This is a genomic window from Niallia sp. WK069_GA_01 (genome assembly GCF_983173855.1).
Genome location: NZ_OZ470138.1, coordinates 3,925,954 through 3,950,125 on the forward strand (window position 1 = coordinate 3,925,954; position 24,172 = coordinate 3,950,125).

The following is a 24,172-nucleotide window of genomic DNA, read 5'->3' on the forward strand; positions in this document are numbered from 1 at the left end:
TTTCAAAAAAAATTTTAACAAAACCACCTAAACCACTTGGAATAGTTCATTTTTTCAATTATAATAAAAATATAAAATTCAGAACTTATCAGAACAGTGATTACCACTTTCTAAACAGCACACATACTAATATTACTTCTAGAACAAGCACTTCTATGTAATAAGTGAATAAAAAACAAATAAGGATCATTTAGGAGGACGAAGATGAGAAACGAAACAACGCAATTAAAAAAGAAAAACTTACTGATCAATAAACTAATCTGCTACGGAAACGATACGCTGGCTGTTTTAAATAATTTGTCCCTTCGAGAACTACAGGATAAATATTGTCAATATGAAATGTTTGCACATCCTCATGATGGATCAGGCTCTCTTATTTGGAGGAAAAAAAAGTAAATACTATCAAATATAAAAAACAACATCCCATCAAATTTCGATTAATTTGATGGGATGTTTTTCTTTTATTTAGTGGAAGCCACTCTCGATTCTTGTGACTGTTCGTTTAGATGAATTAATGCCTGTTCTGCTAAATCGGCAAAATAATGGCTTGCTGGTAGGATTGCCTCTTCTTGTAGATAATATTTTGGGTGATGCAATCCATATTCTCCAGCAACGCCAATATTGACAAATGCTCCTTTTATTTGCTGCTGATAAAAGGCAAAGTCCTCTCCGCCAGCAGTTGGCTCCACTTCTTCTACTTTATAGCCATTTTTTGCGGCAATTTGTTTTGCAAACTGTGTCCATTCCGGATCATTTTGAACAGAAGGTGGGCCGGGGTGCCATTTTAATATCGCCTCTCCCCCGTAGCTTGCGGCGATTCCCTTGATAATTCTTTCTATCTTCCCAGGAATTTCTTCTCTTACTTCTTGTTTAAATGTACGTACCGTTCCTTCTATATAAACAGATTCCGGGATAACATTCCATGTATGCCCAGCATGTATTTGAGTGACGCTGATAACAGCACTATCCATTGATTTAATCTCTCTGCTTATAATAGATTGTAATCTAGGAATAATTTCAGATGCCATCATAATCGGATCGATACCTTCCTCTGGTTTAGCGGCATGACATCCCTTGCCAGTTAATTCGATTTCGAACCGATCTACTCCAGCAGAAAAAATTCCTTCTTTTGTCGCCATCACCCCAAGCTCACTTAGTGGATCATTATGAAGCCCAAAGATAGCTTCTACTTTGTCTAATCCATTTGTAGAAAGAATTGATTTTGCCCCATGTCCCGTCTCTTCAGCTGGTTGAAACAGCACGCGAACAGTTCCCTTTAAACGCTCCTGTCTTTGCTTTAATAAATACGCTGCACCTAAAATAACAGATGTATGAAAATCGTGTCCACAAGCGTGCATCACACCAGAAACAGCCGATTTATAAGAAAAATCTGTTTGCTCTTGGATAGGTAGTGCATCAATATCTGCACGAATGGCTATAGTAGGACCAGATGAACTTCCTGATATCTCTCCGATTACACCCGTTTTTAGCGGAAGATCTAAAATAGAAATATCTCCTTCTTTTAACCAATTTGTTATTTTTTCCGTTGTTTTCACTTCTTCATTGGATAATTCAGGCTCTTCATGTAAATTTCTTCTAACTGCAATTAGTTTTTGTTCTAATTCTAATTGATTTACCACCAAAAACCACACTCCTTTTTTGCTTTCTATATGAATAAGTATAATAGAACTTTTCCTATAGTGGTGTGTTTTTAAGAATTTTCTATTACTTTAAGTGCGTGTTCAAAAAGGAGGATAAAAAGGACCGAGAAGTTCGAGGCGGTTTAGCTTTGAGCATCACAGCGTATGGTGTTAATACGTGAGAAGCGGAGAAGCAAACCAACGAAGAAATTCGATGTGTCATTTTTACCGGACTTTTTGAACAACCTCTTTAAAGAAAATTTCCCTGTTTATTCTATCATTCTTTTTCATTGACACTCCTATCAATATATGCGATGATACTCTTTGTTCATTTAGTTCGTATACGAACTATCCTTATCGAAACTATTTATTTTACCTATGAATTTATTTTGGTTAATACTGTAGAAAGGAGAAAAGAAACAGATGAAAGCTACATTTAATAACGAACTTATTCGATCATTCGCTAATATCAACAAAGCTTATTATCACCTTTTAAAGATGGATGCTGATCGAATGGACTTGACCGTCGTCCAATTAAAAGCGTTATATAGAATTTCCTATTGTCCTAGTATTAGTTTAGGAGAGCTTGCTGAAAATTTAAGATTAACCAAAAGTACGGTAAGCGGAGTGATTGATCGACTCGTACAGCGGGATTTTGTGTCACGCACAACACAGGTTAACGATAGAAGAGCGATTAATCTACAACTTACCGAAACTGGAAGCTCTAAACTAAAGGAACTGGTAGAAAAGGATTCCATTGTCGCACAGCGAGTAAAAGAAGTAATGGAATTGCCAGAAGAAGATATTCAAAAAATGCTTGATTTAAATGAAAAGATACTTACTATTTTAAACCGCTAGGGAGGATTTATTTTTATGAATGCAAAACGTATGGTATTAATTAATATTATCTTATTAATTGTATTAGTAGGTGGTGGATTTACTGGCTACTATTTCTATAATCAATCTGTTTCTTATATTTCAACAGATAATGCTCAAATTGCTGGACAACAAATTAGCATCGCAGCACCTGCTTCAGGAAAATTAACGAATTGGAATGGTGAAACAGGCGATACTTTTAGCAAAAATGAAAAAATTGGTACACTTGAAATGACTACTGAAACTGGAACAGCAAAAATGAATGTTACAGTCCCTGCGAACAGCACGATTGTTCAATCATCCGCTGTCGAGAATTCCTTTGTTGCTGCAGGTACACCTCTTGCAAAGGGCTATGATATGAATCATTTATGGGTAACAGCTAATATCGATGAAACAGATTTAAATGATGTAAAAACTGGCCAGGATGTTGATTTATATGTAGATGCTTATCCAAATACAACATTAACTGGAAAAGTTGATTCTTTAGGGTTAGCAACAGCTGGAACTTTCTCTTTATTGCCAACTAGCAATAGCTCAGGCAACTATACAAAAGAAACACAAGTTATTCCTGTAAAAATCTCCATTGATAATTATGGCGGATTAGATTTAGTACCTGGTATGAATGTAACTGTGCGAATCCATAAGTAGGTGATGACATGACCATATATATCGCAAGTTATGCTGTAATAAGTGTTTTACTATTAATTGTAGTTAACTATCTTATTCGAAAACAATCCAAGCGAAAAGTAATAAAAACGTCTGAAGTAGACGATAGCAGAAGAGAATCAACTGACTTTCCTTCATCAAATCATGATACAGATGAAATGGTGAAAGAAACATTGAATACGTCCGCGATTACAGAACCCGCATTAGAATATATTAGTGATTCTAATGATGCAGAAGAAGAAATCGCAACAAAAGCCAAAAACACGAAAACAGAAAATCCAAGCTATGAATTTGAAGGCAGCCGCGGGAAAATTATTGCTGCAGTTATGCTTGGAGCATTTGTAGCTATTCTCAATCAAACGCTATTGAATGTAGCTATTCCGCATATTATGAATGATCTAAACGTATCGACAAGTACTGTACAATGGCTATCAACAGGCTATATGTTAACAAACGGAATTTTCATCCCAATAACCCCTTTCCTAATTAATAAATTAGGAACAAGGAAGCTTCTCATTTTAGCAATGACTGCTTTTACAATCGGTTCTTTCGTTTGTTCCATTTCAACTGGGTTCTCCATGCTAATGGTAGGACGCGTTATTCAAGCAGCTGGTGCAGGTGTAATTATGCCGCTATTAATGACTGTTTTCTTAACGATTTTCCCTCCTGAAAAAAGAGGAACAGCAATGGGCATTATGGGAGTAGCCATGATATTTGCTCCTGCAATTGGTCCAACTTTATCCGGTTGGCTGATTGGTCATTATTCTTGGAGAATATTATTTGATATCGTGATTCCTTTTGGCATTATCGATCTCATTATTGCAACATTATGGATGAAAAATGTAACAAAATTAACAAATCCAACATTTGATACTTGGGGATTTCTTTCCTCCACCATCGGCTTAGGATTTTTGCTTTACGGATTTAGTGAAGCAGGTAATGATGGATGGGACAGCAAAACAGTTGTTATCTCCCTTACTATTGGGATTATCTTTTTGATCCTTTTTGTATGGAGAGAGCTTGTTGCTAAAACACCGATGTTAGATTTAAGAGTATTTAAATATGATATTTATGCATTAACTACGGTTGTAAGTATGGTCGTTAATATGGCTATGTTTGCAGGAATGCTTCTTCTTCCTATTTATTTGCAAAATATTAGAGGATTTACAGCACTCCAATCCGGGTTATTAATGCTTCCTGGTGCTATTGTGATGGGGATTATGTCTCCGATAGCGGGGAAATTGTTTGATAAAATTGGAGCTCGCCCTCTTGCCATCTTTGGTTTAATTGTTACAGTGTTAACAACTTGGGGATTTACGAAGCTTACCATGCAAACACCTTATTCTCATATTATGATGCTTTATATTTTCCGTATGTTTGGGATGTCCTTTATTATGATGACCGTTATGACAGAAGGAATGAACCAGCTGCCACTCCATTTAACAAGTCATGGAACAGCTGCTTCCAATACTGCTAGAACGGTAGCCGGAAGTATTGGGACCGCCTTTTTGGTCACTGTTATGACCAATCGCACAAATTTCCATTCAGCAAACTATGGAAATATAATTACTAGTGATAACCCTTATGTGGCGGAGAAATTAACACAGCTTGGTCAAGGTATTTCTGCACTAGCTGGAATCCCGTCAAGCTCTGGGCAAGTGTTGGCTATCACCACTGTCTACGGAAAAACAGCACAGCAATCAATAATAAATGGTATAAACGATGCCTTTATTGTTGCAACTGGAATTACCATTGTCGCATTGATTTTAGCCTTTTTTATTAGAAGATCGCTTCCGAAAGCTTCTAAAACAAAATAAAAAGAACACAGCATTTCATAACAATGGTTCTCCTTTGGGAGAGAAAGATAAATATCAACAAAAAGACAGACCAATTAGTAACTTGATGGTCTGTCTTTTTATTGTTAACATAAAGTTTATGTTAACATTTTATTACAAATCTCAGAAAATCAGGATATAAAATAGCGATGGACAATAACTATTGTCTTTGCTGATTAAGATGCTATTTTCACGAACGAAGAAATAACTTTCTACTAATGTTTAAGAGGTTTTTATCGAACAAAACACCCCTTGTAAGAACGATTGATGTATTAAAATTTAGCGTAAAAACATGTTACCTAAAGTTGAAATGAGTTTTCCGTAAATGTTTGGGGTTGTTTGAGTGGTATATGAAGAAACTCAAGTAGATTAATACCTACTCGTAGTCTAAAAATTACTAACAAGGTTTCTAAAACAAATGATAATTTTTTTATATAATAACTCACAACAGGAGGAATAAAATTTGTTAAATGAGGATTTAGAGAAAATATTGAGTAAGCTTGAAGAATTGGAAAGTCTTGATATAGAGATTGAAGTTCATGACCCTGAAATTGAAACTTTATCTATTCACCTATTCTCAAGAGAAGAATTTGAAGAAGGACAGTTAGGATACAGTGTAGATGAAGAGGGTAATTCTTTAACGGGGAATAATGAAGGTGATTGGAAAGCAACTTGGTATGTAATAGGGTATGATGAATTATTAGGAGACCCTATTTTTATAGATATCGAGAATAAAAATTACCTAGTTATGACTGCCATGCACGGCGAAGATGATTGGGAACCAGAAGTCTTGTTTTCATCTCTAAATGAATTTTTAGAATATATATCAAATTAAAAAGACGGAATATCGTCGCTTTTGATTATTTAAATGCTTTATTTAGTTACTAAAAAGGGGTCTCTTTTGGCTGAAAAGACAGCTTAATGTATGTCTTCTCTGCCAAAGAGACCCATTTACTTTTATGCAGTTTTCATAGAAGCATCATGATAACCTTTCATCCTCCATTCATCTTTATCAAGGATTCAATTGGTTTTTGTAAAACCGATAATGGATAGTAATAAACCATTGAGTATTATAAAGTATTCAACTCCTCCATAATTAGAGCTGCTATCAACAGTAAAAAATACTGCTTGCTACTATAATAGTTAAACCATGCTCCATGCATTTCATTCAGATTTATTGCTGTTTTTCATTAATATAAAAAAATAAAACCCTATTTTCCACGAAACTAGCCTGCCAAAACTAGAGATGTCACCAATTTAACTATTTATCAAAAAACAGCCATTTTTTTATAAATAATTTGTGATTAAATTCACATATGATCATTTTTTATTTCTACTATTAATATACTTACTATGTAATCATTACAATATAACAAAAGGGAGAGATCTTCCATGTTTGTTTCCTTATTAAGAGAAAATAAAGTTGCCGCTGGTATTTTAACTATTATTCGCTTGTTTTTAGGATATTCTTGGTTAACCTCTGGTTGGGGGAAATTGACTGGGAAAGGTTTTGATGCTGCAGGATTTTTAGCAAACGCTGTAAACAACCCGGTTAAAGGCCCTGATGGCACTGCTGTTTATGGTTGGTATACATCCTTTCTTGATGGATTTGCCCTGCCGAATGTTGATTTATTTAACCTATTGATACCGATTGGAGAAGTACTGGTTGGCTTAGGTTTACTAATTGGCTGTCTCACAACTGCTGCAGCATTTTTCGGTGTTGTTATGAATTTTTCCTTCCTCCTCGCCGGAACAGTTTCTCATAATCCAACAGATATTCTGATAGGTGTGATTCTGCTGGTTAGTGGGTTAAACGCAGGATACTATGGCCTCGATAGATGGGTAATACCATTTGTTAGAAAAAATATTTTCAAACGCAATAGTAATGACACACCACCACCTTCTCATTCTTAATAAAAATCGCAAGCGCCTTTTTAAGCCCCGAAGAAAAATGTTCACATGACTTAGGAAAGTACTTTTTACTTTTAGAGGCTGGAGGCAATACTCACTGAGGCTAGGCACTGGCCGGCTAAATACGCCACGTCCTGTGGCGACGCCGGCACTTGTATCCTGTACGGCGAAGCTAAACACTTATCAGACTTCAGAAAACTTATACTATCTTACCATCATAATAAAAAGGACTCGTTTTTCACTCAACCGAGTCCTTTTTATATGCCTTTATCATTTTTCTTTTCAACACATTTGATAAACTAGACACTTTTCCTCTATATAAAATCGTTTATTAATTATCAAATACCTTATAAATTCTTTCGATTGCCCAGTCCAATTCTTCTTTTGTGATAGTTAGTGGAGGAGCAAAACGAATAACGGTATGATGGGTTTCTTTACAAAGAAGTCCTTCATCTTTTAATTTTTCACAATAAGGCCTTGCTTCTTCCTGTAATTCTACTCCGATAAACAACCCTCTTCCTCGCACTTCTTTAATAACAGGATTATCGATTGCTTGTAATTTTTCTATAAAATAATCCCCTAATTTTAGTGAACGCTCTGCCAATTTTTCATCTTCTATTACTGCAAGTGAGGCTAATGATACAGCACATGCAAGGGGATTTCCGCCAAAAGTAGATCCATGTGAACCTGGATTAAACAATCCTAGAATATCATCATTGGCAACTACACATGATATTGGGAATACTCCTCCGCCAAGTGCTTTTCCTAGTATTAATATATCGGGTTCGATTGATTCCCATTCATAAGCAAACATTTTTCCTGTTCTGGCTAATCCTACTTGAATCTCATCCGCAATAAACAGCACATTATTTTTTTTACATATTTCAAAAGCTGCCTTAATAAATCCTTTTGGCGGTATGATGATACCTGCTTCCCCTTGAATCGGTTCGATTAAAAAGGCTGCTGTATTTGGAGTAATTGCTGCTTCCAAACTTTCTATATCTCCATATGGAATTAACTTTATTCCTGGCAGCATCGGGCCAAAACCACGTTGGTATTCAGCTTCTGATGATAAAGAGACGGCGGTCATTGTGCGACCATGAAAATTCCCTGCACAAGCAATAATTTCCGCTTGATTTTCAGTAGCCTTTTTCACCTCATAAGCCCAGCGTCGTGCCACTTTAAAAGCCGTTTCAACTGCTTCTGCTCCAGTGTTCATAGGAAGTGCCATGTTCTTCTTCGTTAATGAACATATTTTCTCATACCATGGACCAAGCTGATCATTATGAAAAGCTCTTGAGGTTAAGGTTACTTTATCCGCTTGGCGCTTCAAAGCGTCAATAATTTTTGGGTGGCGATGCCCTTGGTTAACAGCAGAATACGCACTTAACATATCCATATATCTATTATTCTCTGGATCTTCTACCCACACACCTTGCGCTTTTTCAACAACAATTGGAAGAGGATGATAATTATGTGCCCCAAATTTTTCAGTCTGGTTAATAATCTTTTTTGTTTGTGTTGTTTCTAATTCCATTATTATTCCTCCTTAAAATGTATCTGAAGTTGCTTTTTTTTGCATGTGCAGGATTTCTAGAGTAAATCACCTATCTATCTTTCATTATATTCGAAATAGTCCGCCAGTAATGCTTCCAATTAAGAAAAACCGGGCAAAAACCGCCCGGTCCTTTTTTGTTTAGCGAATATCCGATAATTTGTACTCTATACCATGTACCCCTTTATAATACTCAGGATACATTTCTCCCCCACATTTTTCACAGGAGAACATAGGTGGAGTTGTAGTGTCTCCATCATCCATTAAATCAAAATCTTTTACTACATTTAAAGGAATTTCTTCTTTTTCATGACACACTAAACAAACATAGCTGACGCTCTGATTTGATTGTTTTGTGTTTTTCTTTTTTTTCTTCCCTTTTTTGCGGTGTTTTGATACTGGTGAAATTGTTAATCACCCTTTCTAAATAAGCTTTAGTAGTAGCACACAAAGCTACCTTAATTTCTAGTTTACCATTTTCAAGACAGACTTCTCCCTTATATTCGTAGTAAGATTCACAATGCGGGCAGACAAGAGGGTCTTTCTTTCCATTCGCAATTATTCTCTCACGCCACGTCTGACGACGTAAGGTCTTCTTTACTTTTACAACCCAGCGTCTTGCTTTTTGTTGCCATTCACTTAGTATTTTTTTACACAAATTTTTAGATCGTCTTGAATACATTCCATAATGTCTAATCGTTTTAAATTGTTCGTCTGGTATATGTCGAATTAAACGAGAAATGAACTCTTCCACACTTACTGTTTCATTCTTCTCTTTTCCATCTGTTTTATCCTTGTATTTGAACGTCACAAACTGACCCTCATATGCCTCGATCCGATTAATACCAATCGCAGGTCGACGAATATAACGACCAATATAGCGTAGTTGTTCTTTTACCTTTCCTTTCTGTTTTGGGGCATGCACATAGAAGCCCTCTCCATTTTTAGAGAACGCCTTTTGTAATCTAGGTTGAATTTTTTTCTTCTCTTTTTCTGTTACACCTCTTCTTATCAACTTCAATACTACTGTCTGCCATTGCTTTCGAAGTAATGAAAACGGTAGAAAATCATACTGCTTCCATTCCCCTTTTTCTGTTAATCCTCCCATGGTCACTAACATATGGACATGAGGATTATAATTAACTCTTGACCCAAACGTATGTAGACCTGCGATAATTCCAGGAGTTACTTTGGCTTTTGTTTGGAAGAATTCTGTGATTAACTTAGCTGCTTCGTCCATTAGACACTTAAGTAAGTGTCGGTGAAGTAAGAACACATCTCGTAATCCTTCATCAATCGTAAAAATCACATGGCGATGATTAACCTGTAGTACATCTTCTGTCAGTAATCTACTCCATTCCTCGCTTTCTCCAACAGAACAGGTTGTACAAAAACGTCCTTTACAGCGATAAGGAACATGGCGCACGTCATGACAACCTTCACAAACAAATAGTTTAAAACCGTTTTTAGGATTTCCACAATCACGAAACTTTTCTACTTCTTTTATTACGATTGGACGAATCTTTTTTCCATATTTAATTTTAAATTGTTCCCAATGTTGATTTTCATCAAAGAAAATACGCCTTAAAATATTCGTTTCCATATACAAAAAATACCACAGTATCAACGTTTGTGGTACCCCAAAATTTTATACTTTCTTATCTTTTAAAAAAAGCGCAAGGCGCCTTGAACAGCTCTGAAGAATAATGTTCACATAACTCAAAAAATGTTTTTTTACTTTTAGAGGCATGAGGCAATGCTCACAAGAGCTAGGCACTGTAGTTGACAGCCTTCATATGTCAAAAAATTTATGTTTTCTTGCCTTTTTAAAAAAAAAGACTGAGACCTAACTAAATAGACAATAGGTAAAGACGAATATGCTCTAATTTAGCACTTAAATGGTTACTTTTCTATACTGGTTATTTATGTTTTTTAATATAGTTAACTCAAACTTTGCAGTTATACATCTCTCTTCATGTATTAGCATAACTTGGTCTAGAGCAATTAGAAAAGGGTGATTGATTCGTCTTTTTGGGTGTTTTTTTGCAAACATTATTCCTTATAAATTGGGGCAAGATTCTCGTTTCAGGATGCTCGCTTTCCGTGGGGCGTGCGATGAGCCTCCTCGGCGCAAGCCTGCGGGGTCTCATCTAACCCGCTAATCCCACAGGAGTCTCGCACCTTACACTCCAATCAAGCCGTTTTGATCCATTAGTTGTTGTCGTTAAACTGGTAAAAACACCCACTTTATAGAAATAGACTAAAAGTGCACATTTTGGGAGAACAACGTTGAATAATAAACATAAAAAATCAACGCGCTACTAGTATTTAGTCATCATACCTTGTCATGAAATTCGAAGACAAGAACTTATTCTAAAACAGGTTGCTTGTAACGGAGGGTGCGAAGACTCCTGCGGGAAATGTGGGAAGGCTGAGGCCCCGCAAGGCAACGCCGAGGAGGCTCAGCTCCCACCCCGCGGAAAGCGAAGCAACCCGTAGGGGAAAGCAACCCCCACACTAAAAAACAAGCCTCCCATTTTATTGTTCTAAAACGAGTAAGATCAAGACTTGCAAACGAATTTGATGGTGCGAAGTTTGAGTAGTTAAGTATAAAAACTATTTTGTTCCATTACACTACAAAACACTCGCTTTCCGCTGGGAGGAAGCTTAGACCCTGCAGGCCAGGGGCCGAAGCGGCTAAAGCCGAGCCACAGGAAAAGCGAAGTGTATGCAGGCTGCGAGTGATTACCACAAATCTTCTTTTTTACATAAATAAAAAACCCAAACCATAATACGAAATGTTTTTTACATCTTCGTATCATTGTTCAGGTTTATCTTCGGCTGGAATACTTATGTCCCAGCTTCTTTAACTTACTGTATCAATTTACAAATCTGTATCCGATAAAATCAATTGGATACTAGTGCTTTCTTTTGTTCGAATAAAACGATGTTATTTTCTTGCACGCTTTTTTTACAATGAATCAGCCGTTGATTGCTGCTGCCTCTATATATTAAAGATAAATCTCTTTTTTCCTTAACAAATGGTCCATCTACAAGAATATCCAGTTCGTTGCATAAGCGTATAAATGCCTCTCTTTTTGATTGTAGCAAATACTCCCATGTATACCCTGTATAACACCATATATTTTTCCCGCTGGCTTTTAATTTTTTAGCTAAAATAGTCAGATCCTCTAACTGAAGGAGTGGCTCTCCTCCGCTAAAAGTAATATCGGTAAGTGGGTTATCTATTAATTCTTGATAAATTTCTTCAATCGACATCTCCATGCCCGCATTATAATTCCAGCTTTGCGGATTATGACAGCCAAGACATTGATGAGGGCATCCAGCAAAAAAAATGGTACTTCTTAATCCAGGTCCATCTACAATGCTATCATGAATAATATTTAATACTTTCACGAATGCTTCACACGTTCTGATTCTTCTGCTCTTTTTGCTGAATTCCATTTGTTTAATGAGCCTACTAAATAGCCAGTGATACGGCGGATGCGCTCAATGTTGCTTTCCTCTTCTTCACCGCATGCTGGGCATTGGTTATCGATAATTCCTTTATGTCCACATGACAGGCATCTGTCAACAGGATGATTAATACTGCCATAGCCAATGCCAGATTCTTTCATAGCACGAACAATTGTCTTCATTGCTTCAGTATTTTTGCTTGCATCTCCATCTAATTCTACATACGTAATATGTCCAGCATTTGTTAATTCATGAAAAGGCGCTTCTTTTTTGATTTTTTCAATTGCTTTCATTTTAAAATAAACAGGAACATGAAAGCTGTTTGTAAAGTAATCACGATCTGTCACTTTATTTATAACTCCATGCTTCTTTTTTGCCACACGCAGCGCTTTTCCTGCAAATGATTCTGCAGGTGTTGCAATAAGGGAATAATTCAATTGATATTTTTCCATAGCATCATCTGCTGCATCTCTCATATGTTTAACAATTTTCAGCCCTAACTCATATGCAGCTTGACTTTCTCCATGATGCACCCCTAATAATGCAACTAAACATTCTGCCAATCCTACAAATCCAATCGACAATGTTCCTTGTTTTAAAATATCCTCTAAATAGTCATCTTGATTTAATGTTTCACCATTTGCCCATACACCTTGTGTAAATAAAAATTTGAAATTAGCAACCGTTTTTTTCCCTTGATAAACATAACGATCATATAATTGTTTAATCGTAATCTCTAAATACTCATCAAGTTTGCCAAAAAACTGTTCAATAGTCGACGATTCTAGGGCAAGCAACGGTAAATTAATGCTAGTAAAAGACAAATTACCTCTGCCACTGGCCTGTTCTTTCCCATGAATATTTCCCATTACTCTTGTTCGGCAACCCATTGTTGCTATTTCAGATTCCGGTGTCCCATCATAATATTTTGCATTAAATGGCGCATCAATAAAAACAAAGTTTGGAAACAGACGCTTGCTTGTTGTTTCGATCGCTAATTCAAAAAGAGAATAATTTGGATCTTCTTCCAAATAATTAATTCCTTCTTTTACTTTAAACACAATAATTGGAAAAATCGGAGTCTCCCCTGCACCTAATCCAGCTTGTGTTGCAAGCAATAAACATTTAGTTAATAGTGCACCTTCTTTAGAAGTATCTGTTCCTAAATTAACAGATACAAAAGGAGTCTGTCCCCCTCCTCTTGAATGCATGCTATTACAATTATGTATAAAAGCTTCACAAGCTTGATAGGTTTCCTTTTCAGTCCATTCCCAAGCTTTTTTCTCAACTAATGCTTCTTCGTCTATAATTTCTTCTAATTTTCTTTTATTTTTTTCATGCGTTTTTTTTATATATGGAGCTAAATCATAATCCAGCATAGGAATAGCTTGTCCACCATGCTGTTGATTTTGATTCGCCTGTAAAATAATAGAAGTTAATGCCATTGCACTCATAATAGTTTGTGGTTCCCTCATAAATCCATGCCCTGTATCAAATCCCTTTTTCAAGATTTTAGCTAAAGGTATTTGGCAGCATGTAGCCGTTCCAGAAGAATAAAAATCAAGATCATGAATATGAATATAGCCTTGTTGAAATGCTTGTTTCGCTTCCGCTGATAAAAGTTTTTCTATCGTGTAATGACGAGATGAGGAGGAAGCAAAATGCATCATATGACTCATCGGTGAAAGACCATCTATATTTGCGTTCTCTTGTATATAATCATGATTATCACTGCGGACAATTTCATCAAATTCCATTAATAATTCTGTATAATTACCCAATTAAAATCACTCCAATTAATTTATAACTAGTCATAATTATAAAGGCTGAAATGATCAAAAAACGATATATAGATAATATTTCACTAAATGTACACAATATATAGTGAAATATTATTTTTTCTAAAAAAAAGATTGCCTGCCTCAATAGAATCGATAAACCTTGATTAACACGCATCCATCAAATCTTACAGCCTGTTTATAAATAATTAGGTACCTTTCATTTAAAAGAATTTCACACTGAACTCCCTTCTACCTCTATTTAGTTTCTTCACCTATAATTATCGAATAAAACACCTTCAATGCCCCCTTATAAACTGTGTAAGAACGACTGATTTAAAGTCCGTTCCTTCCATTTTCCAACAACATAATTAGGGAGAGAAAAAGGTTCTCTCCCTAAGATCAACTAATTTCATACTGTAAGATAGTTTCGGTTTACTTTCATATTACTTTGCTTTTCCTTACTGTTTTCTATCTATTTTTCTTGGTTCGTGATTCCTTAAAAAAGTTGATTGTTTATAATTAAGAAGTAAACTAATGAAGAAGGCAACTATACTTATCCAAATATTCATTGTAATAATGCCAAAAATAAGTAATGCTACTGTGAAGAAAAGGACTATACAGTGCAACCGTTTATGCTTGAACATGCTACTCCTCCGTATTATAGGAAAATTCTGTTTTTTCTGTCTTTATTACTCCAAGAGCCTTAAAAAGGTTTGCTTGTATATTCACATAGGCATTATATTCAATTCTTTCTAACATATCATATGCTTGGCGCAATGTTTTATCGATAACAAGAATGCCATGCTCTCTTAGCAAGGTTGCAACTGGTAAATCATTTTTTCTTGTTTGTACGTATTCTTTTACTTTTTCCGCTAGTTCTTGTGACGTTGCCGGTGCAAAATCAAGTGTTTTTACTTCTCCTAACTTTTGCGTCGCTTCACATAAATGGGGAAGTTCTAATCCTAATGAAGCAAAAACCATTGATTCTTTTGGGTGGGCATGAATAACTGCACCTGCCTTTTGAACCGTTTCGTATACTGCCATATGCATATTAAATTCTCTTGTTAATTTTCCATCTCCTTCTAAAATATTCCCTTCTTTATCAATAACCAAAATATCATTCGGTTCCAGCCTACAAAATTTAGCCTGTGACATTAAGGTTGGCGTCATTATCCAGTGCTCTTCATTTACTTTTACAGTAATATTTCCTCCTGCTGCATTTGTAATAAAACGATCGAACATCATTTTTGTCACAACACAAAGATCTTTTCTCTCCTCTAAATACATCATTCTTCTTCACCAATCCTTTCAATTTGTACTGCTTCCATCCATTCATCTATATGGTGTAATGATGGAATAGAGCTCGTTTTTTGTGTAGCTTTTAAAGCACTAACAGCAGTTGCAAAACGTACTGCATTTAATATATCTTCTGTATCTTTCGTCAACCCCGCTACCATGCCGCCGACAAATGCGTCACCACAGCCTGTGTCATTCACTTCCTCTACAACTGGTGGAGTTACTTTAAAATATTGTTGAGCAAATCCTATAAAACTTCCTTTTTTTCCAAGGGAAATTACAACTACCTCCACTCCCTTTTGATGGAGTTTTATTATTTCTTCTATATATTCATGATCTTTTGTTAAGCTTTTTCCAATAAGTTCATTTAATTCGTCCTCATTTGGTTTTATTAAATATGGTTTTTGCTTTATTGCCTCTCGCAAGAATTCTTTTGCTGCGTCTATAACAAGTAAACCGCCTTTTTTCGTTACTGTCTCCAGCAATTGTCTATAGTTATCTATCGAATATCCGCTCGGTGGGGATCCTGCAAAAACAATCAAATCTCCTTTTTTCACGTTTTCTTGTAAATAGTTTACTAATTTTATATGAGAGGATTCCGAAATTTCAAATCCCTTTTCTGTCATCATAAAACTGCCATTGCCAGAATCATCAACAATAACCGTACTTTCTCTCGTTCTGCACCCTTTTTGTACGATAAAATTACTCTTAACTTGATGGCTTTGAAGCATGGATAATAATAATGCGCTATGATGTTCTCCAATAAAACCAGTTGCAATATTATCTATTTTCATTTTGGCTAGAACAACAGACACATGTGTTGCTTTTCCTCCTATATCGTAGCCAATACTATTAATGACATTATTTTTTTTTCTTGTTAATTGGTTTTCAACATACAGTATGCGGTCAATGGCTGTATTTAACGTAACAGTATATATCATCTTTTACACTTCCTTGCAGTTTAGATTCACCTTTTCCTGAATTTTCTATATATTAATAGTAGATGCATTTTCGTTGAGGCTTGCAATTACGCCAAATTGTTTGTCTCTTCTTCTTTTTCTATTTTAATTGATCTCGCTTTCATTCCTCTATAGAACATTACATACAATGCAATCCATATTCCTGCTAACAATAATCCCCAGTAGTTTCCATTTACAATATCTGTTGCTTGGGTAAATGCATATCGAAAATCTGGATATTCTAATGTACTCCAGGACAGCATCTGTCCAGCCGGTATGTCAATTAACTTCGTATCTTTCGCAAGTTCTGTAATCGTTGGAGCAAAAAGAGTCGATACATATAGGAATACAGGTGTTGTTACTACACCTAATAGAATCATTCTTAGAAGATTTCCTCCTGTAACAATCAAAGCTGGTACAGCAAAGGATAAGTTGATAATGCCTGCAAACGGCAATACATTATTTCCTGGTAAAATAATGGCCAACACTAATGTAATAGGAACCAATATAATCGTCGTCACCCAAATTTCATTACAGCCTGCCAAAATCGGCCAATCTAAACCAATGTGTAATTCACGATTAGAAAAACGTTTTCTCATATATTCTGAGATCGCATCGGATAATGGTGCTAACGCTTGCATAAATAGTTTAGCAACCATTGGGAATAAAGTTAAAGCAGCTCCTGCCTGAACACCAAGTGTTAAAATACCTTGAATATCATATTTTGCAAAAATCCCCAGCAAAATGCCGATAATAAAACCCATTACATGATTTTCCGCAAATACCCCTATTTTGTCTTTTAACCAGTTTGCATCAATTTTTTTATTTAATCCTGGAATAAAATCCATCAACCTGTTTAATGGCCATAAAAAAGCTCCAAAAAGAATCATGCTGTGTGGGGAGGTTACTCCTGGAATCTCTGTTAGTTGTTGAATTTGTTTTTGACTGGCATCTGCAATTTTTAACTCGAGAATAATTTGAATTCCTGCTATCAAAAAAGCAAGAGGTACACTACCAGAAACTCCTACTACAAGAACAGCCGTTAAAATTTTTCCCCAAACATTCCATAAATCAACATTTAATGTATTGGTCTGCTTGGTTGCCAACATAATAATATTAATTAAAATCTGATATGGAAATAGGAAGAATGCCAGTGGCCAGGCCCATGCTAATGTGGCGAGAGAAGTCCAGCCGCCATCCATTATATTTAAAACGATTCCTGTATTTTCAACGAAATGCTGGGCAGCAGGTCCCATGCTGTTCATCATAAATCCGACAACTAAGTTCATGCCGATAAATGCGACTCCTAATGTTAAACCGGAACTAAATGCCTCCTTAAATTTCATTTTTGCAAATAAACCGACAATAATCATGATGACTGGAACAAATACAGCTGCTCCAAAATCCAATATATAATTAATAACCGATTGTAATAGTTCCATCTGCTTCTCCTCCTAAAGATCTCATTACTACTTTAATGCCTGAATCAGCTTTTGTAGTTCTTTTTCCATTCCAACACCTGTCAGAAAAGGAATCCCGCTTAAAACTGGAACTTTATACGCTTTTTTAGGCTTCGTAATCGCGATATATACGGAACAGTCTTTTATATACGTATCAATTGATTTAATATCAACTGCTTCTACACTTGCTCGAATTTTATTTTTTTCTAACAGCTTTTTCACTTTAGATGCGACAGTTTGCGATGTTGCCACACCTGAACCACATGCTACAATAACCTTTTTCATAAAAAACACTCCTCTAGTTCATTTGATTTTGAATAAATGAAAGTATCTCTTTTGAATCAGTAGAAGCTATTAATTTCTCCATTGTTTTTTCATCCATAAACATTTCCATTAAGCCCTGCAAAAGCGGGACTTGATCTGCTGACTTATGAAGTCCTAATACAAAAATAATCTGTGCTTGAACTTCAATATCATCTGATCCCATTTCATAGAAACGAATACATGCAGTTGGTTTAATTACTGCGATAAACGGTGTACGAATATGTTCTGGATCAGTATGCGGTATTGCTACATGTATGGGAGTGGTCCGCAGCCCTGTTGGGAAATTTATTTCTCTTTCTAACAATCCCTGAAAAAAACTAGGTTCTACGTAATTTTCCTCTAGTAATCTAGCAGCTATTTTTTCAAATAGCTCCTCTTTCGAATCAACATCAAACTTCGGAAAAACTAATTCTTCGGAAAATAGATGTTGAAAATAATAGGTAGCTGTTTTTAAATCTTCATAGTTTTCTTCCAACCTTTACATCTCCCTTACTAATTTTAAAATCATACAATCATGTTAATCTATCACCTCCTTTAAATATCCACTTCTACTTTTGCTGCTTCCTGAATGAAGGAATATGCCTCTTCTGCTGTTGCTGCGCCAATCAGTTTACGCATTTGCTCTTCTCTATTAATTAACTCATTCAATTGCAAAAGTGCTCTTAAATGTTTTTTTCGATCAACTGCCGCAATAACAAATACAAGTTGAATAACAAGACCAGGAGAAAATTCCACTCCTTCTTCCAACACTAATAAACTCATAGCAACCTGATAAACGCCATCCTCTGGAGATGCATGTGGTATCGCAACATTCGGTGCAATAATAATATATGGTTCATCTGGATTAAACTTTTTGATCATCGCATCCACATACCGATTTTCTATCAATTGTTTATTTAATAATGGCTGAGATGCGAGCAGGATCGCTTCGTTCCATGAGGATGCTCTTTTCGAAAATTGAATGTATTCTTTTTTTAATACATCCTGTAATGTTGGTTTGTTTCCTTCACCTGCCGTTATTGCATTCTGTTTCTCGTACATTAATTCCCTTAATTCTTTTTTTAAAGAATAGGCATTCTTAATTTGTGCATGTTTCTCTATAATAGAAAGAATTGCTTCTACAGAAAGAGAAGATGTGCGGTATCCATGAATTTCTTCTATTACTCGTTGTTGTAATTCTTTTTTTTCTTGACTAGTAAGCAGTGATTTTATATAAAAGAATTTTTTCTTTGTAGGAATGGAAACGGTAGAAAAAACAATATCGACGATTGAATTAAATTTTTCAAATTCCCGAATACTGACATGGTCTAAAAATATAAATTGTGGAAAAAGTTCCTTTAATGATTCGAATAATAATTTACTTACTGAAATGCCATTCGGACATACCACTATCGCTTTTAGCTTATTCGGAATCTCCTCTCCATATTTATACAGCCAACTTTTAATCAGTAAAGTTAGAAAGGATGCTTCATCTTCTTCTATTTTCTTTTCTACTAAATTTTCAATAGAACCAAGACTTTTAAGTACTAGTTGATGCACATCCTCATATTCTTGTTTTATTTCATCTAAAAGGGGATTTTCAATTGTTAGTCCATACTTCATGCGATAGATTGCTGGCTTTAAATGCTGCAAAAGCTTACTTTCTAAAATACTGCGATCATGAAATCGAATACAGGCGTTATTTTCAAATACGGTTAACATTTCTTGGATTGCTTCCAAAATCGCTGTATCATGATAAATATCTTTTTCTATTTCTATTACATTTGCTGCAAGAAGCTGGAGGCAGATAAATAAGCGGTCTTCCTGCTTTACATTTGCTATTCCCCATACTAAATCTTCCACTACTTTATATTCCTTTGTCATCGTTAAATCGGATAAGGGTATATCATGATTCTCCATTCCTTTTCCCATTGAAATTCTTTTCAATAGGAGCAATAAGGAAAATGGAAGTTCTTTCATTCTCTCATCTGTGAATTTTATATTGAGCTTTCTTTCCACTTTTTCAAATCTTTGTCTCATGATTTCCAGTTCCTGAATAGATAATGCAGCCATCTCCTGCACCCATGCAGCACCATCCATTGAGTGAAACAACTTTTGAACAGAAGCAATTAGTAAATATCGTTTATTAAATTCAAGACCTTCCATAAAATAGCCTGTTCGGCGATTATACAGTATAGAGATTTTATATTTTTCTGCTATCTTTTCTGCCTTTTTCAAGATTTTCAAGACAGTATTTCTGCTAACAGTAAGAGTGTCAGCAAGATGAAATAAGGATAGCTCTTCTGTTCGACTTAAGAGAAGAATACAGATTAAATAAGCTCTATCCATTTCATCAGGAGTTTGCTTTATTGGATTTCTTTTTGAGTTTTGAGCGGGTAGAAAGTTTTTAACTTGGTTATCAACAAATAATCCTGTTTTTCGGTTATTTCGAATTTTATCAAGCCCATTTTCCTTCAACCATTCATTCACCTTTTGTAAACTATAATTCACCTGACTTCTAGATAAATTTAATTTTGATTCTAAGGTTTTCGCTTTTATGCCTGGGGAAGCCAACACTTCTTTTAACAATTTAACACTACGATGATCCATCAGCACCTCTTTCACTCCCTCTGATACTTCTATCATATGATAAAAATCAAAAATATGAATGCGGTTACATCACAAAGTTTACTCAATAGAATGTATAATGCTGTGATGAATTTTATTCTTTCCTTTATATTTTCATACCAATTAATAAGAAAAGCGCAAGCGCCTTGAACAGCTCTGAAGAAAAATGTTCACATGACTCAAAAAGTGCTTTTTACTTTTAGAGTCATGGGGTTATTTTTCACAAGAGCTTGGCGCTGGAGCTAGACAATTGAAAAGCGCAAGCGCCTTGAACAGCTCTGAAGAAACTTCCTTACTTCCTGCCTTCAAATACCATGTTTCTTAACATCCATACTCCCTTTCCCCTATCATGTTTACATCTTCGCTTCTAGATGAATGTATATGTTAAACTAAAAGCATAACTAGAAGAGGTTGTTCAAAAAGTCCGGTAAAAATGACACATCGAATTTCTTCGTTGGTTTGCTTCTCCACTTCTCACGTATTAACGAGAGGTTCTTCCACTAAAAACGCTCACGTCCTGTGAGCAACGTGGAAGTCATCACATCCTGTGAAAGTGTGATGCTAAAGGTGAAACCGCCTCGAACTTCTCGGTCCTTTTTATCCTCCTTTTTGAACACGCACTAGAAATATGCTATTACCAAGGGGCATATCCCCCAGGGTGATGAAGATAACATTAAGTTCGATCGGAGGAGTTATTATGCAATCTTCAAAAGGCAGCATTCAGGAAATGTTTATAACAAGCAAAGAGCTGGACGAAGAGGTGAAGCTGCTTGTTTATCTCCCACCATCTTATTCAGCTCTTTATAAGTACAATATTCTTTTTGCTCAAGATGGAAAAGATTATTTTCAGTTTGGACGGATTGGAAGAGTGGCAGACGAATTACATTATACAAATAAAATTCAAAATACCATTATTATTGGCATCCCTTATCTAACAGTTCAAGACAGATGGGAAAAATATCATCCAGAAGGTAAAAAGAACCATGCCTATGTCCGTTTTTTAGCACATGAGCTTGTTCCATTTATCGATCAAACATTTCCAACCTATCAAATGGGACTTGGAAGAGGATTAATTGGTGATTCATTAGGTGCAACCGTTTCACTGATGACAGCCTTAAAATATCCTCATACATTTGGCAAAGTAATGCTTCAGTCTCCATTAGTAAATAGTAAGGTATTACAAGCAGTTCAAGCATTCGATCGTTTCCACCTTCTCGAAATATTTCACATTATAGGCACAGAAGAAACAGCGGTTAAAACGACCATTCAAACAGTCGAGGATTTTCTGACTCCAAATCGAGAACTAAACCAGCTTTTGCATAAAACAACTGCTGATTATATCTATAAAGAATTTAATGGCGATCATACATGGAAACATTGGCAGCCCTATGTAAAAACGATAATGGAGAAAATGTTTTCTTAATAGGCTTTTTCTACTGTTTCTTCTTTTTTAACGATAGTAATCTTTTAAACTTAACAGTAAGATTTGTTATACTATCTTACATAAGGAACAGAGTGCCCTGGCACATTTTTAATTGACGAAGAGTCTGTTTGTCACAATTCTTAATAAAGTGGAGGTTATGGTAAAATGAAATATGGTATTGTTATTTTCCCTAATAAAGAACTGCAAGATAAAGCGAATTCTTTGCGAAAACGTTATGACCCTAAATATGCATTAATCCCACCGCATATTACACTTGTTAGTGAATTTGAAGCAACGAATGAAGAAATAAAAGAAATTGGCAAAAAGCTAGAGCTTGTAGCTAGTCACTTTCAGTCTATTGCTCTTAATATTTTAAAAATCAGTACCTTTCAGCCTGCCAATAATGTTGTTTATTTAAAAATAGAACCTACCTCTGATTTAGAAGATTTACATATCGAGCTTTCTAGCACACTTGGAGTGGAACATGCAAACCATTCATTTGTTCCGCATATAACAATTGGACAGCAGCTCACAAACGATGAGCACCTTGACATGTACAGCAGTTTACGAATGCATCCATTTCAATATAAAGACACAGCCGATCGTTTTCATTTATTATATGAATTAGAAAATGGTTCATGGACTGTATATGAAACATTTCGATTAGGAAAGGAAAAGTGATGAATTTGGAAGTTATTGTAGTAAAAACAGACAAGGAACTTGAAGATGCATTCTTTGTTAGACGCACGGTTTTCGTAAATGAACAACAGGTGCCAGAAGAAGAAGAAATTGATCAATTTGAACAAGAAAGTGTTCACTTTGTTTTATATGATCACGATAAACCAGTTGGTGCTGGACGCTATCGCATCATTGACGAATATGGGAAGATGGAAAGAATTTGTATCCTAAAGGAGAATCGTAAAGGCGGTTCAGGAAAAACCCTTATGAATAAAATGGAAGAATATGCAGTTAAAAACGGGGCATCGGCACTTAAATTAAATGCGCAAACACAAGCTATCCCGTTTTATTCCAAACTTGGTTATGAAGTAATATCAGATGAATTTCTAGATGCCGGTATTCCGCATAAAACCATGTTAAAAAAAATAATCTAACTCATTTAAGTGAAGGATATTCCTTTCTACTCTTATAAACACAAACTCTTGCCTGAATTAGACAAGAGTTTGTGTTTATTTTTTTATAATCTGCCTACAATGGTAGTGAAAGGATGATTTCATTGAATTTTTTTCATATTTTTGTAGAACTTGTTGTTGGTTTTTTTGCGTTGTTATTTTTAACAAAAATTCTTGGAAAAACAGAGATTACCCAAATTACAACCTTTGATTTTGTTTCTGTATTAGTACTAGGTGAGTTAGTTGGAAATGCGATGTATGATACTAATATTGGATTAGGAAAAATACTTTTTGCAATAGCAATCTGGGGACTGTTAATATATATCACTGAATTTTTCACACAAAAATTTCGATCGACACGAAAATTATTTGAAGGGAAACCTTCCATTATTATTAATAAAGGACAAATAAATTTTAATGAGTTGAAAAAGAATCATTTAGATTTAAATCAGCTGCAGCATCTTCTGCGTACAAAAGATGTTTTTTCCATTACAGAATGCTATTATGCCATTTTGGAAACAGATGGAACCGTTAATGTAATGAAAAATCAACTTTATTCTCCACCTACAAAACAGGATTTAAAGTTACCCATCCAGCCTGCTTCCCTGCCAATCAGTCTTATACTTGATGGGGAAATAATACTTGAGAATTTGGCTCCTATTGGATGGGACGAACAAAAAGTAAAAGAAGAGCTACTGCATTTAGGTATTTCCTCTTATAAAGATGTTCTATATGCCGAATGGAAAGAGGATACACCATTATATGTGCAAAGTTATTAAGGCTTGAAGAAAAATATTCACGTGACTCAGAATAAACTTGGAGCTGACGACTAGCTTAGCAACAAAGTTTGACAGTTCCCTCATTCGATCCAAAAAATCTATATCCTCTAAACAAATGCGTGGAAATTTTCACCTTTTCCAGTAAGTTTGGCTATTAAAGAGTCTTTTACTTTATTTTCATGCATTTGATTAGTTGGATGATTCATCTGCCTTGCAGGATAAACCTTTCCTTTTTGCTCTTTCGTTTCATCGTGTAAATCTTGTAATCGATTATCCACATGTACTATCCGGGGAATTTCTTGCTGCTTATATGGATTTGTTTTTCTGCCAATTTCTCTTAAAGCATATTGTTCATATTGATAATTTGTTATCGGTAGAATATAACCCATTTCCATTCCCTCCCATTATGAATACTACTTACCTGTTTATTGATTATTTTCCACCATAATAAAT

Annotated in this window: 22 protein-coding genes; 10 read left to right on the plus strand and 12 right to left on the minus strand. The window is 35.3% G+C overall.

Features of this window, described 5'->3' with window-relative positions:
• Positions 1-204: 204 nt before the first annotated feature.
• Positions 205-396 (plus strand): hypothetical protein, encoded by a 192-nt coding sequence (locus tag AC5LWL_RS18330; protein WP_493435651.1) that lies wholly within the window; start codon positions 205-207, stop codon positions 394-396.
• Between the two features lie 65 nt (positions 397-461).
• On the opposite strand, the gene AC5LWL_RS18335 is transcribed toward AC5LWL_RS18330, so the two are convergent.
• Positions 462-1,643: an amidohydrolase gene (locus tag AC5LWL_RS18335; RefSeq protein WP_493435652.1), complete on the minus strand. Its 1,182-nt coding sequence runs from the start codon at positions 1,641-1,643 to the stop codon at positions 462-464.
• Between the two features lie 420 nt (positions 1,644-2,063).
• Between AC5LWL_RS18335 and AC5LWL_RS18340 the strand changes: the two genes are divergently transcribed.
• The 5 genes from AC5LWL_RS18340 (at position 2,064) to AC5LWL_RS18360 (ending at position 6,931) form a co-directional block, all read left to right on the plus strand.
• Entirely contained in the window at positions 2,064-2,498 is a 435-nt protein-coding gene (locus AC5LWL_RS18340; RefSeq protein ID WP_493435653.1) for a MarR family winged helix-turn-helix transcriptional regulator, read from the plus strand.
• A 15-nt stretch (positions 2,499-2,513) separates the two neighbouring features.
• On the plus strand, positions 2,514-3,164 hold the full coding sequence (locus AC5LWL_RS18345; RefSeq protein WP_493435654.1) for an HlyD family secretion protein: 651 nt from the start codon (positions 2,514-2,516) through the stop codon (positions 3,162-3,164).
• Between the two features lie 8 nt (positions 3,165-3,172).
• The gene (locus AC5LWL_RS18350; RefSeq protein ID WP_493435655.1) at positions 3,173-4,999 is read left to right on the plus strand and encodes a DHA2 family efflux MFS transporter permease subunit; all 1,827 of its coding nucleotides are present in this window, start codon (positions 3,173-3,175) and stop codon (positions 4,997-4,999) included.
• Positions 5,000-5,480: 481 nt separating this feature from the next.
• Positions 5,481-5,852 carry a hypothetical protein gene (locus AC5LWL_RS18355; protein WP_493435656.1) on the plus strand — a complete coding sequence of 124 codons (372 nt, stop codon included), beginning with the start codon at positions 5,481-5,483 and terminating at the stop codon, positions 5,850-5,852.
• Between the two features lie 557 nt (positions 5,853-6,409).
• Positions 6,410-6,931 carry a DoxX family protein gene (locus tag AC5LWL_RS18360; RefSeq protein WP_493435657.1) on the plus strand — a complete coding sequence of 174 codons (522 nt, stop codon included), beginning with the start codon at positions 6,410-6,412 and terminating at the stop codon, positions 6,929-6,931.
• A gap of 328 nt (positions 6,932-7,259) precedes the next feature.
• On the opposite strand, the gene AC5LWL_RS18365 is transcribed toward AC5LWL_RS18360, so the two are convergent.
• The 10 genes from AC5LWL_RS18365 to AC5LWL_RS18410 all read right to left on the minus strand — a co-directional run bounded on the left by AC5LWL_RS18365 (position 7,260) and on the right by AC5LWL_RS18410 (position 20,369).
• Entirely contained in the window at positions 7,260-8,465 is a 1,206-nt protein-coding gene (locus AC5LWL_RS18365) for an ornithine--oxo-acid transaminase (RefSeq protein WP_493435658.1), read from the minus strand.
• 325 nt (positions 8,466-8,790) lie between these two features.
• Positions 8,791-10,086, minus strand: a complete 1,296-nt coding sequence (locus tag AC5LWL_RS18370; RefSeq protein WP_493435659.1) for an IS91 family transposase — start codon at positions 10,084-10,086, stop codon at positions 8,791-8,793.
• A 1,304-nt stretch (positions 10,087-11,390) separates the two neighbouring features.
• The gene (gene nrdG / locus AC5LWL_RS18375; protein ID WP_493435660.1) at positions 11,391-11,900 is read right to left on the minus strand and encodes an anaerobic ribonucleoside-triphosphate reductase activating protein; all 510 of its coding nucleotides are present in this window, start codon (positions 11,898-11,900) and stop codon (positions 11,391-11,393) included.
• Positions 11,897-13,717 carry an anaerobic ribonucleoside triphosphate reductase gene (locus AC5LWL_RS18380; RefSeq protein ID WP_493436657.1) on the minus strand — a complete coding sequence of 607 codons (1,821 nt, stop codon included), beginning with the start codon at positions 13,715-13,717 and terminating at the stop codon, positions 11,897-11,899. Before AC5LWL_RS18380 ends, nrdG begins: the two co-directional genes overlap by 4 nt.
• Before the next feature lie 669 nt (positions 13,718-14,386).
• Positions 14,387-15,031 (minus strand): class II aldolase/adducin family protein, encoded by a 645-nt coding sequence (locus AC5LWL_RS18385; protein WP_493435661.1) that lies wholly within the window; start codon positions 15,029-15,031, stop codon positions 14,387-14,389.
• On the minus strand, positions 15,028-15,978 hold the full coding sequence (locus tag AC5LWL_RS18390; protein ID WP_493435662.1) for a 1-phosphofructokinase family hexose kinase: 951 nt from the start codon (positions 15,976-15,978) through the stop codon (positions 15,028-15,030). Before AC5LWL_RS18390 ends, AC5LWL_RS18385 begins: the two co-directional genes overlap by 4 nt.
• 86 nt (positions 15,979-16,064) lie before the next feature.
• Complete coding sequence (locus AC5LWL_RS18395; RefSeq protein WP_493435663.1) at positions 16,065-17,438, minus strand: PTS galactitol transporter subunit IIC; 1,374 nt, start codon at positions 17,436-17,438, stop codon at positions 16,065-16,067.
• A 27-nt stretch (positions 17,439-17,465) separates the two neighbouring features.
• Positions 17,466-17,741 (minus strand): PTS sugar transporter subunit IIB, encoded by a 276-nt coding sequence (locus AC5LWL_RS18400; protein ID WP_493435664.1) that lies wholly within the window; start codon positions 17,739-17,741, stop codon positions 17,466-17,468.
• A 13-nt stretch (positions 17,742-17,754) separates the two neighbouring features.
• Positions 17,755-18,255: a PTS sugar transporter subunit IIA gene (locus AC5LWL_RS18405; RefSeq protein ID WP_493435665.1), complete on the minus strand. Its 501-nt coding sequence runs from the start codon at positions 18,253-18,255 to the stop codon at positions 17,755-17,757.
• 59 nt (positions 18,256-18,314) lie between these two features.
• On the minus strand, positions 18,315-20,369 hold the full coding sequence (locus tag AC5LWL_RS18410) for a BglG family transcription antiterminator (RefSeq protein ID WP_493435666.1): 2,055 nt from the start codon (positions 20,367-20,369) through the stop codon (positions 18,315-18,317).
• A 715-nt stretch (positions 20,370-21,084) separates the two neighbouring features.
• On the opposite strand from AC5LWL_RS18410, the gene AC5LWL_RS18415 reads away from it, so the two are divergent.
• The 4 genes from AC5LWL_RS18415 to AC5LWL_RS18430 all read left to right on the plus strand — a co-directional run bounded on the left by AC5LWL_RS18415 (position 21,085) and on the right by AC5LWL_RS18430 (position 23,719).
• The gene (locus AC5LWL_RS18415) at positions 21,085-21,810 is read left to right on the plus strand and encodes an alpha/beta hydrolase (protein ID WP_493435667.1); all 726 of its coding nucleotides are present in this window, start codon (positions 21,085-21,087) and stop codon (positions 21,808-21,810) included.
• A gap of 165 nt (positions 21,811-21,975) precedes the next feature.
• The gene (locus AC5LWL_RS18420; RefSeq protein WP_493435668.1) at positions 21,976-22,491 is read left to right on the plus strand and encodes a 2'-5' RNA ligase family protein; all 516 of its coding nucleotides are present in this window, start codon (positions 21,976-21,978) and stop codon (positions 22,489-22,491) included.
• Positions 22,492-22,496: 5 nt separating this feature from the next.
• The gene (locus tag AC5LWL_RS18425) at positions 22,497-22,922 is read left to right on the plus strand and encodes a GNAT family N-acetyltransferase (protein WP_493436658.1); all 426 of its coding nucleotides are present in this window, start codon (positions 22,497-22,499) and stop codon (positions 22,920-22,922) included.
• 122 nt (positions 22,923-23,044) lie between these two features.
• Positions 23,045-23,719, plus strand: a complete 675-nt coding sequence (locus tag AC5LWL_RS18430; protein ID WP_493435669.1) for a DUF421 domain-containing protein — start codon at positions 23,045-23,047, stop codon at positions 23,717-23,719.
• A gap of 107 nt (positions 23,720-23,826) precedes the next feature.
• On the opposite strand, the gene AC5LWL_RS18435 is transcribed toward AC5LWL_RS18430, so the two are convergent.
• Positions 23,827-24,108 (minus strand): hypothetical protein, encoded by a 282-nt coding sequence (locus AC5LWL_RS18435; RefSeq protein WP_493435670.1) that lies wholly within the window; start codon positions 24,106-24,108, stop codon positions 23,827-23,829.
• Positions 24,109-24,172: the final 64 nt, after the last annotated feature.

Excerpts from the sequence above, each read along its gene's own strand:
- AC5LWL_RS18390 (WP_493435662.1), bottom strand. The coding sequence starts at position 15,978 with ATGATATATACTGTTACGTTAAATACAGCCATTGACCGCATACTGTAT.
- AC5LWL_RS18360 (WP_493435657.1), top strand. The coding sequence starts at position 6,410 with ATGTTTGTTTCCTTATTAAGAGAAAATAAAGTTGCCGCTGGTATTTTA.
- AC5LWL_RS18400 (WP_493435664.1), bottom strand. The coding sequence starts at position 17,741 with ATGAAAAAGGTTATTGTAGCATGTGGTTCAGGTGTGGCAACATCGCAA.
- AC5LWL_RS18410 (WP_493435666.1), bottom strand. The coding sequence starts at position 20,369 with ATGGATCATCGTAGTGTTAAATTGTTAAAAGAAGTGTTGGCTTCCCCA.
- AC5LWL_RS18385 (WP_493435661.1), bottom strand. The coding sequence starts at position 15,031 with ATGATGTATTTAGAGGAGAGAAAAGATCTTTGTGTTGTGACAAAAATG.
- AC5LWL_RS18340 (WP_493435653.1), top strand. The coding sequence starts at position 2,064 with ATGAAAGCTACATTTAATAACGAACTTATTCGATCATTCGCTAATATC.
- AC5LWL_RS18415 (WP_493435667.1), top strand. The coding sequence starts at position 21,085 with ATGCAATCTTCAAAAGGCAGCATTCAGGAAATGTTTATAACAAGCAAA.
- AC5LWL_RS18420 (WP_493435668.1), top strand. The coding sequence starts at position 21,976 with ATGAAATATGGTATTGTTATTTTCCCTAATAAAGAACTGCAAGATAAA.
- AC5LWL_RS18380 (WP_493436657.1), bottom strand. The coding sequence starts at position 13,717 with ATGGAATTTGATGAAATTGTCCGCAGTGATAATCATGATTATATACAA.
- AC5LWL_RS18330 (WP_493435651.1), top strand. The coding sequence starts at position 205 with ATGAGAAACGAAACAACGCAATTAAAAAAGAAAAACTTACTGATCAAT.
- AC5LWL_RS18345 (WP_493435654.1), top strand. The coding sequence starts at position 2,514 with ATGAATGCAAAACGTATGGTATTAATTAATATTATCTTATTAATTGTA.
- AC5LWL_RS18395 (WP_493435663.1), bottom strand. The coding sequence starts at position 17,438 with ATGGAACTATTACAATCGGTTATTAATTATATATTGGATTTTGGAGCA.
- AC5LWL_RS18435 (WP_493435670.1), bottom strand. The coding sequence starts at position 24,108 with ATGGGTTATATTCTACCGATAACAAATTATCAATATGAACAATATGCT.
- AC5LWL_RS18365 (WP_493435658.1), bottom strand. The coding sequence starts at position 8,465 with ATGGAATTAGAAACAACACAAACAAAAAAGATTATTAACCAGACTGAA.
- AC5LWL_RS18370 (WP_493435659.1), bottom strand. The coding sequence starts at position 10,086 with ATGGAAACGAATATTTTAAGGCGTATTTTCTTTGATGAAAATCAACAT.
- AC5LWL_RS18350 (WP_493435655.1), top strand. The coding sequence starts at position 3,173 with ATGACCATATATATCGCAAGTTATGCTGTAATAAGTGTTTTACTATTA.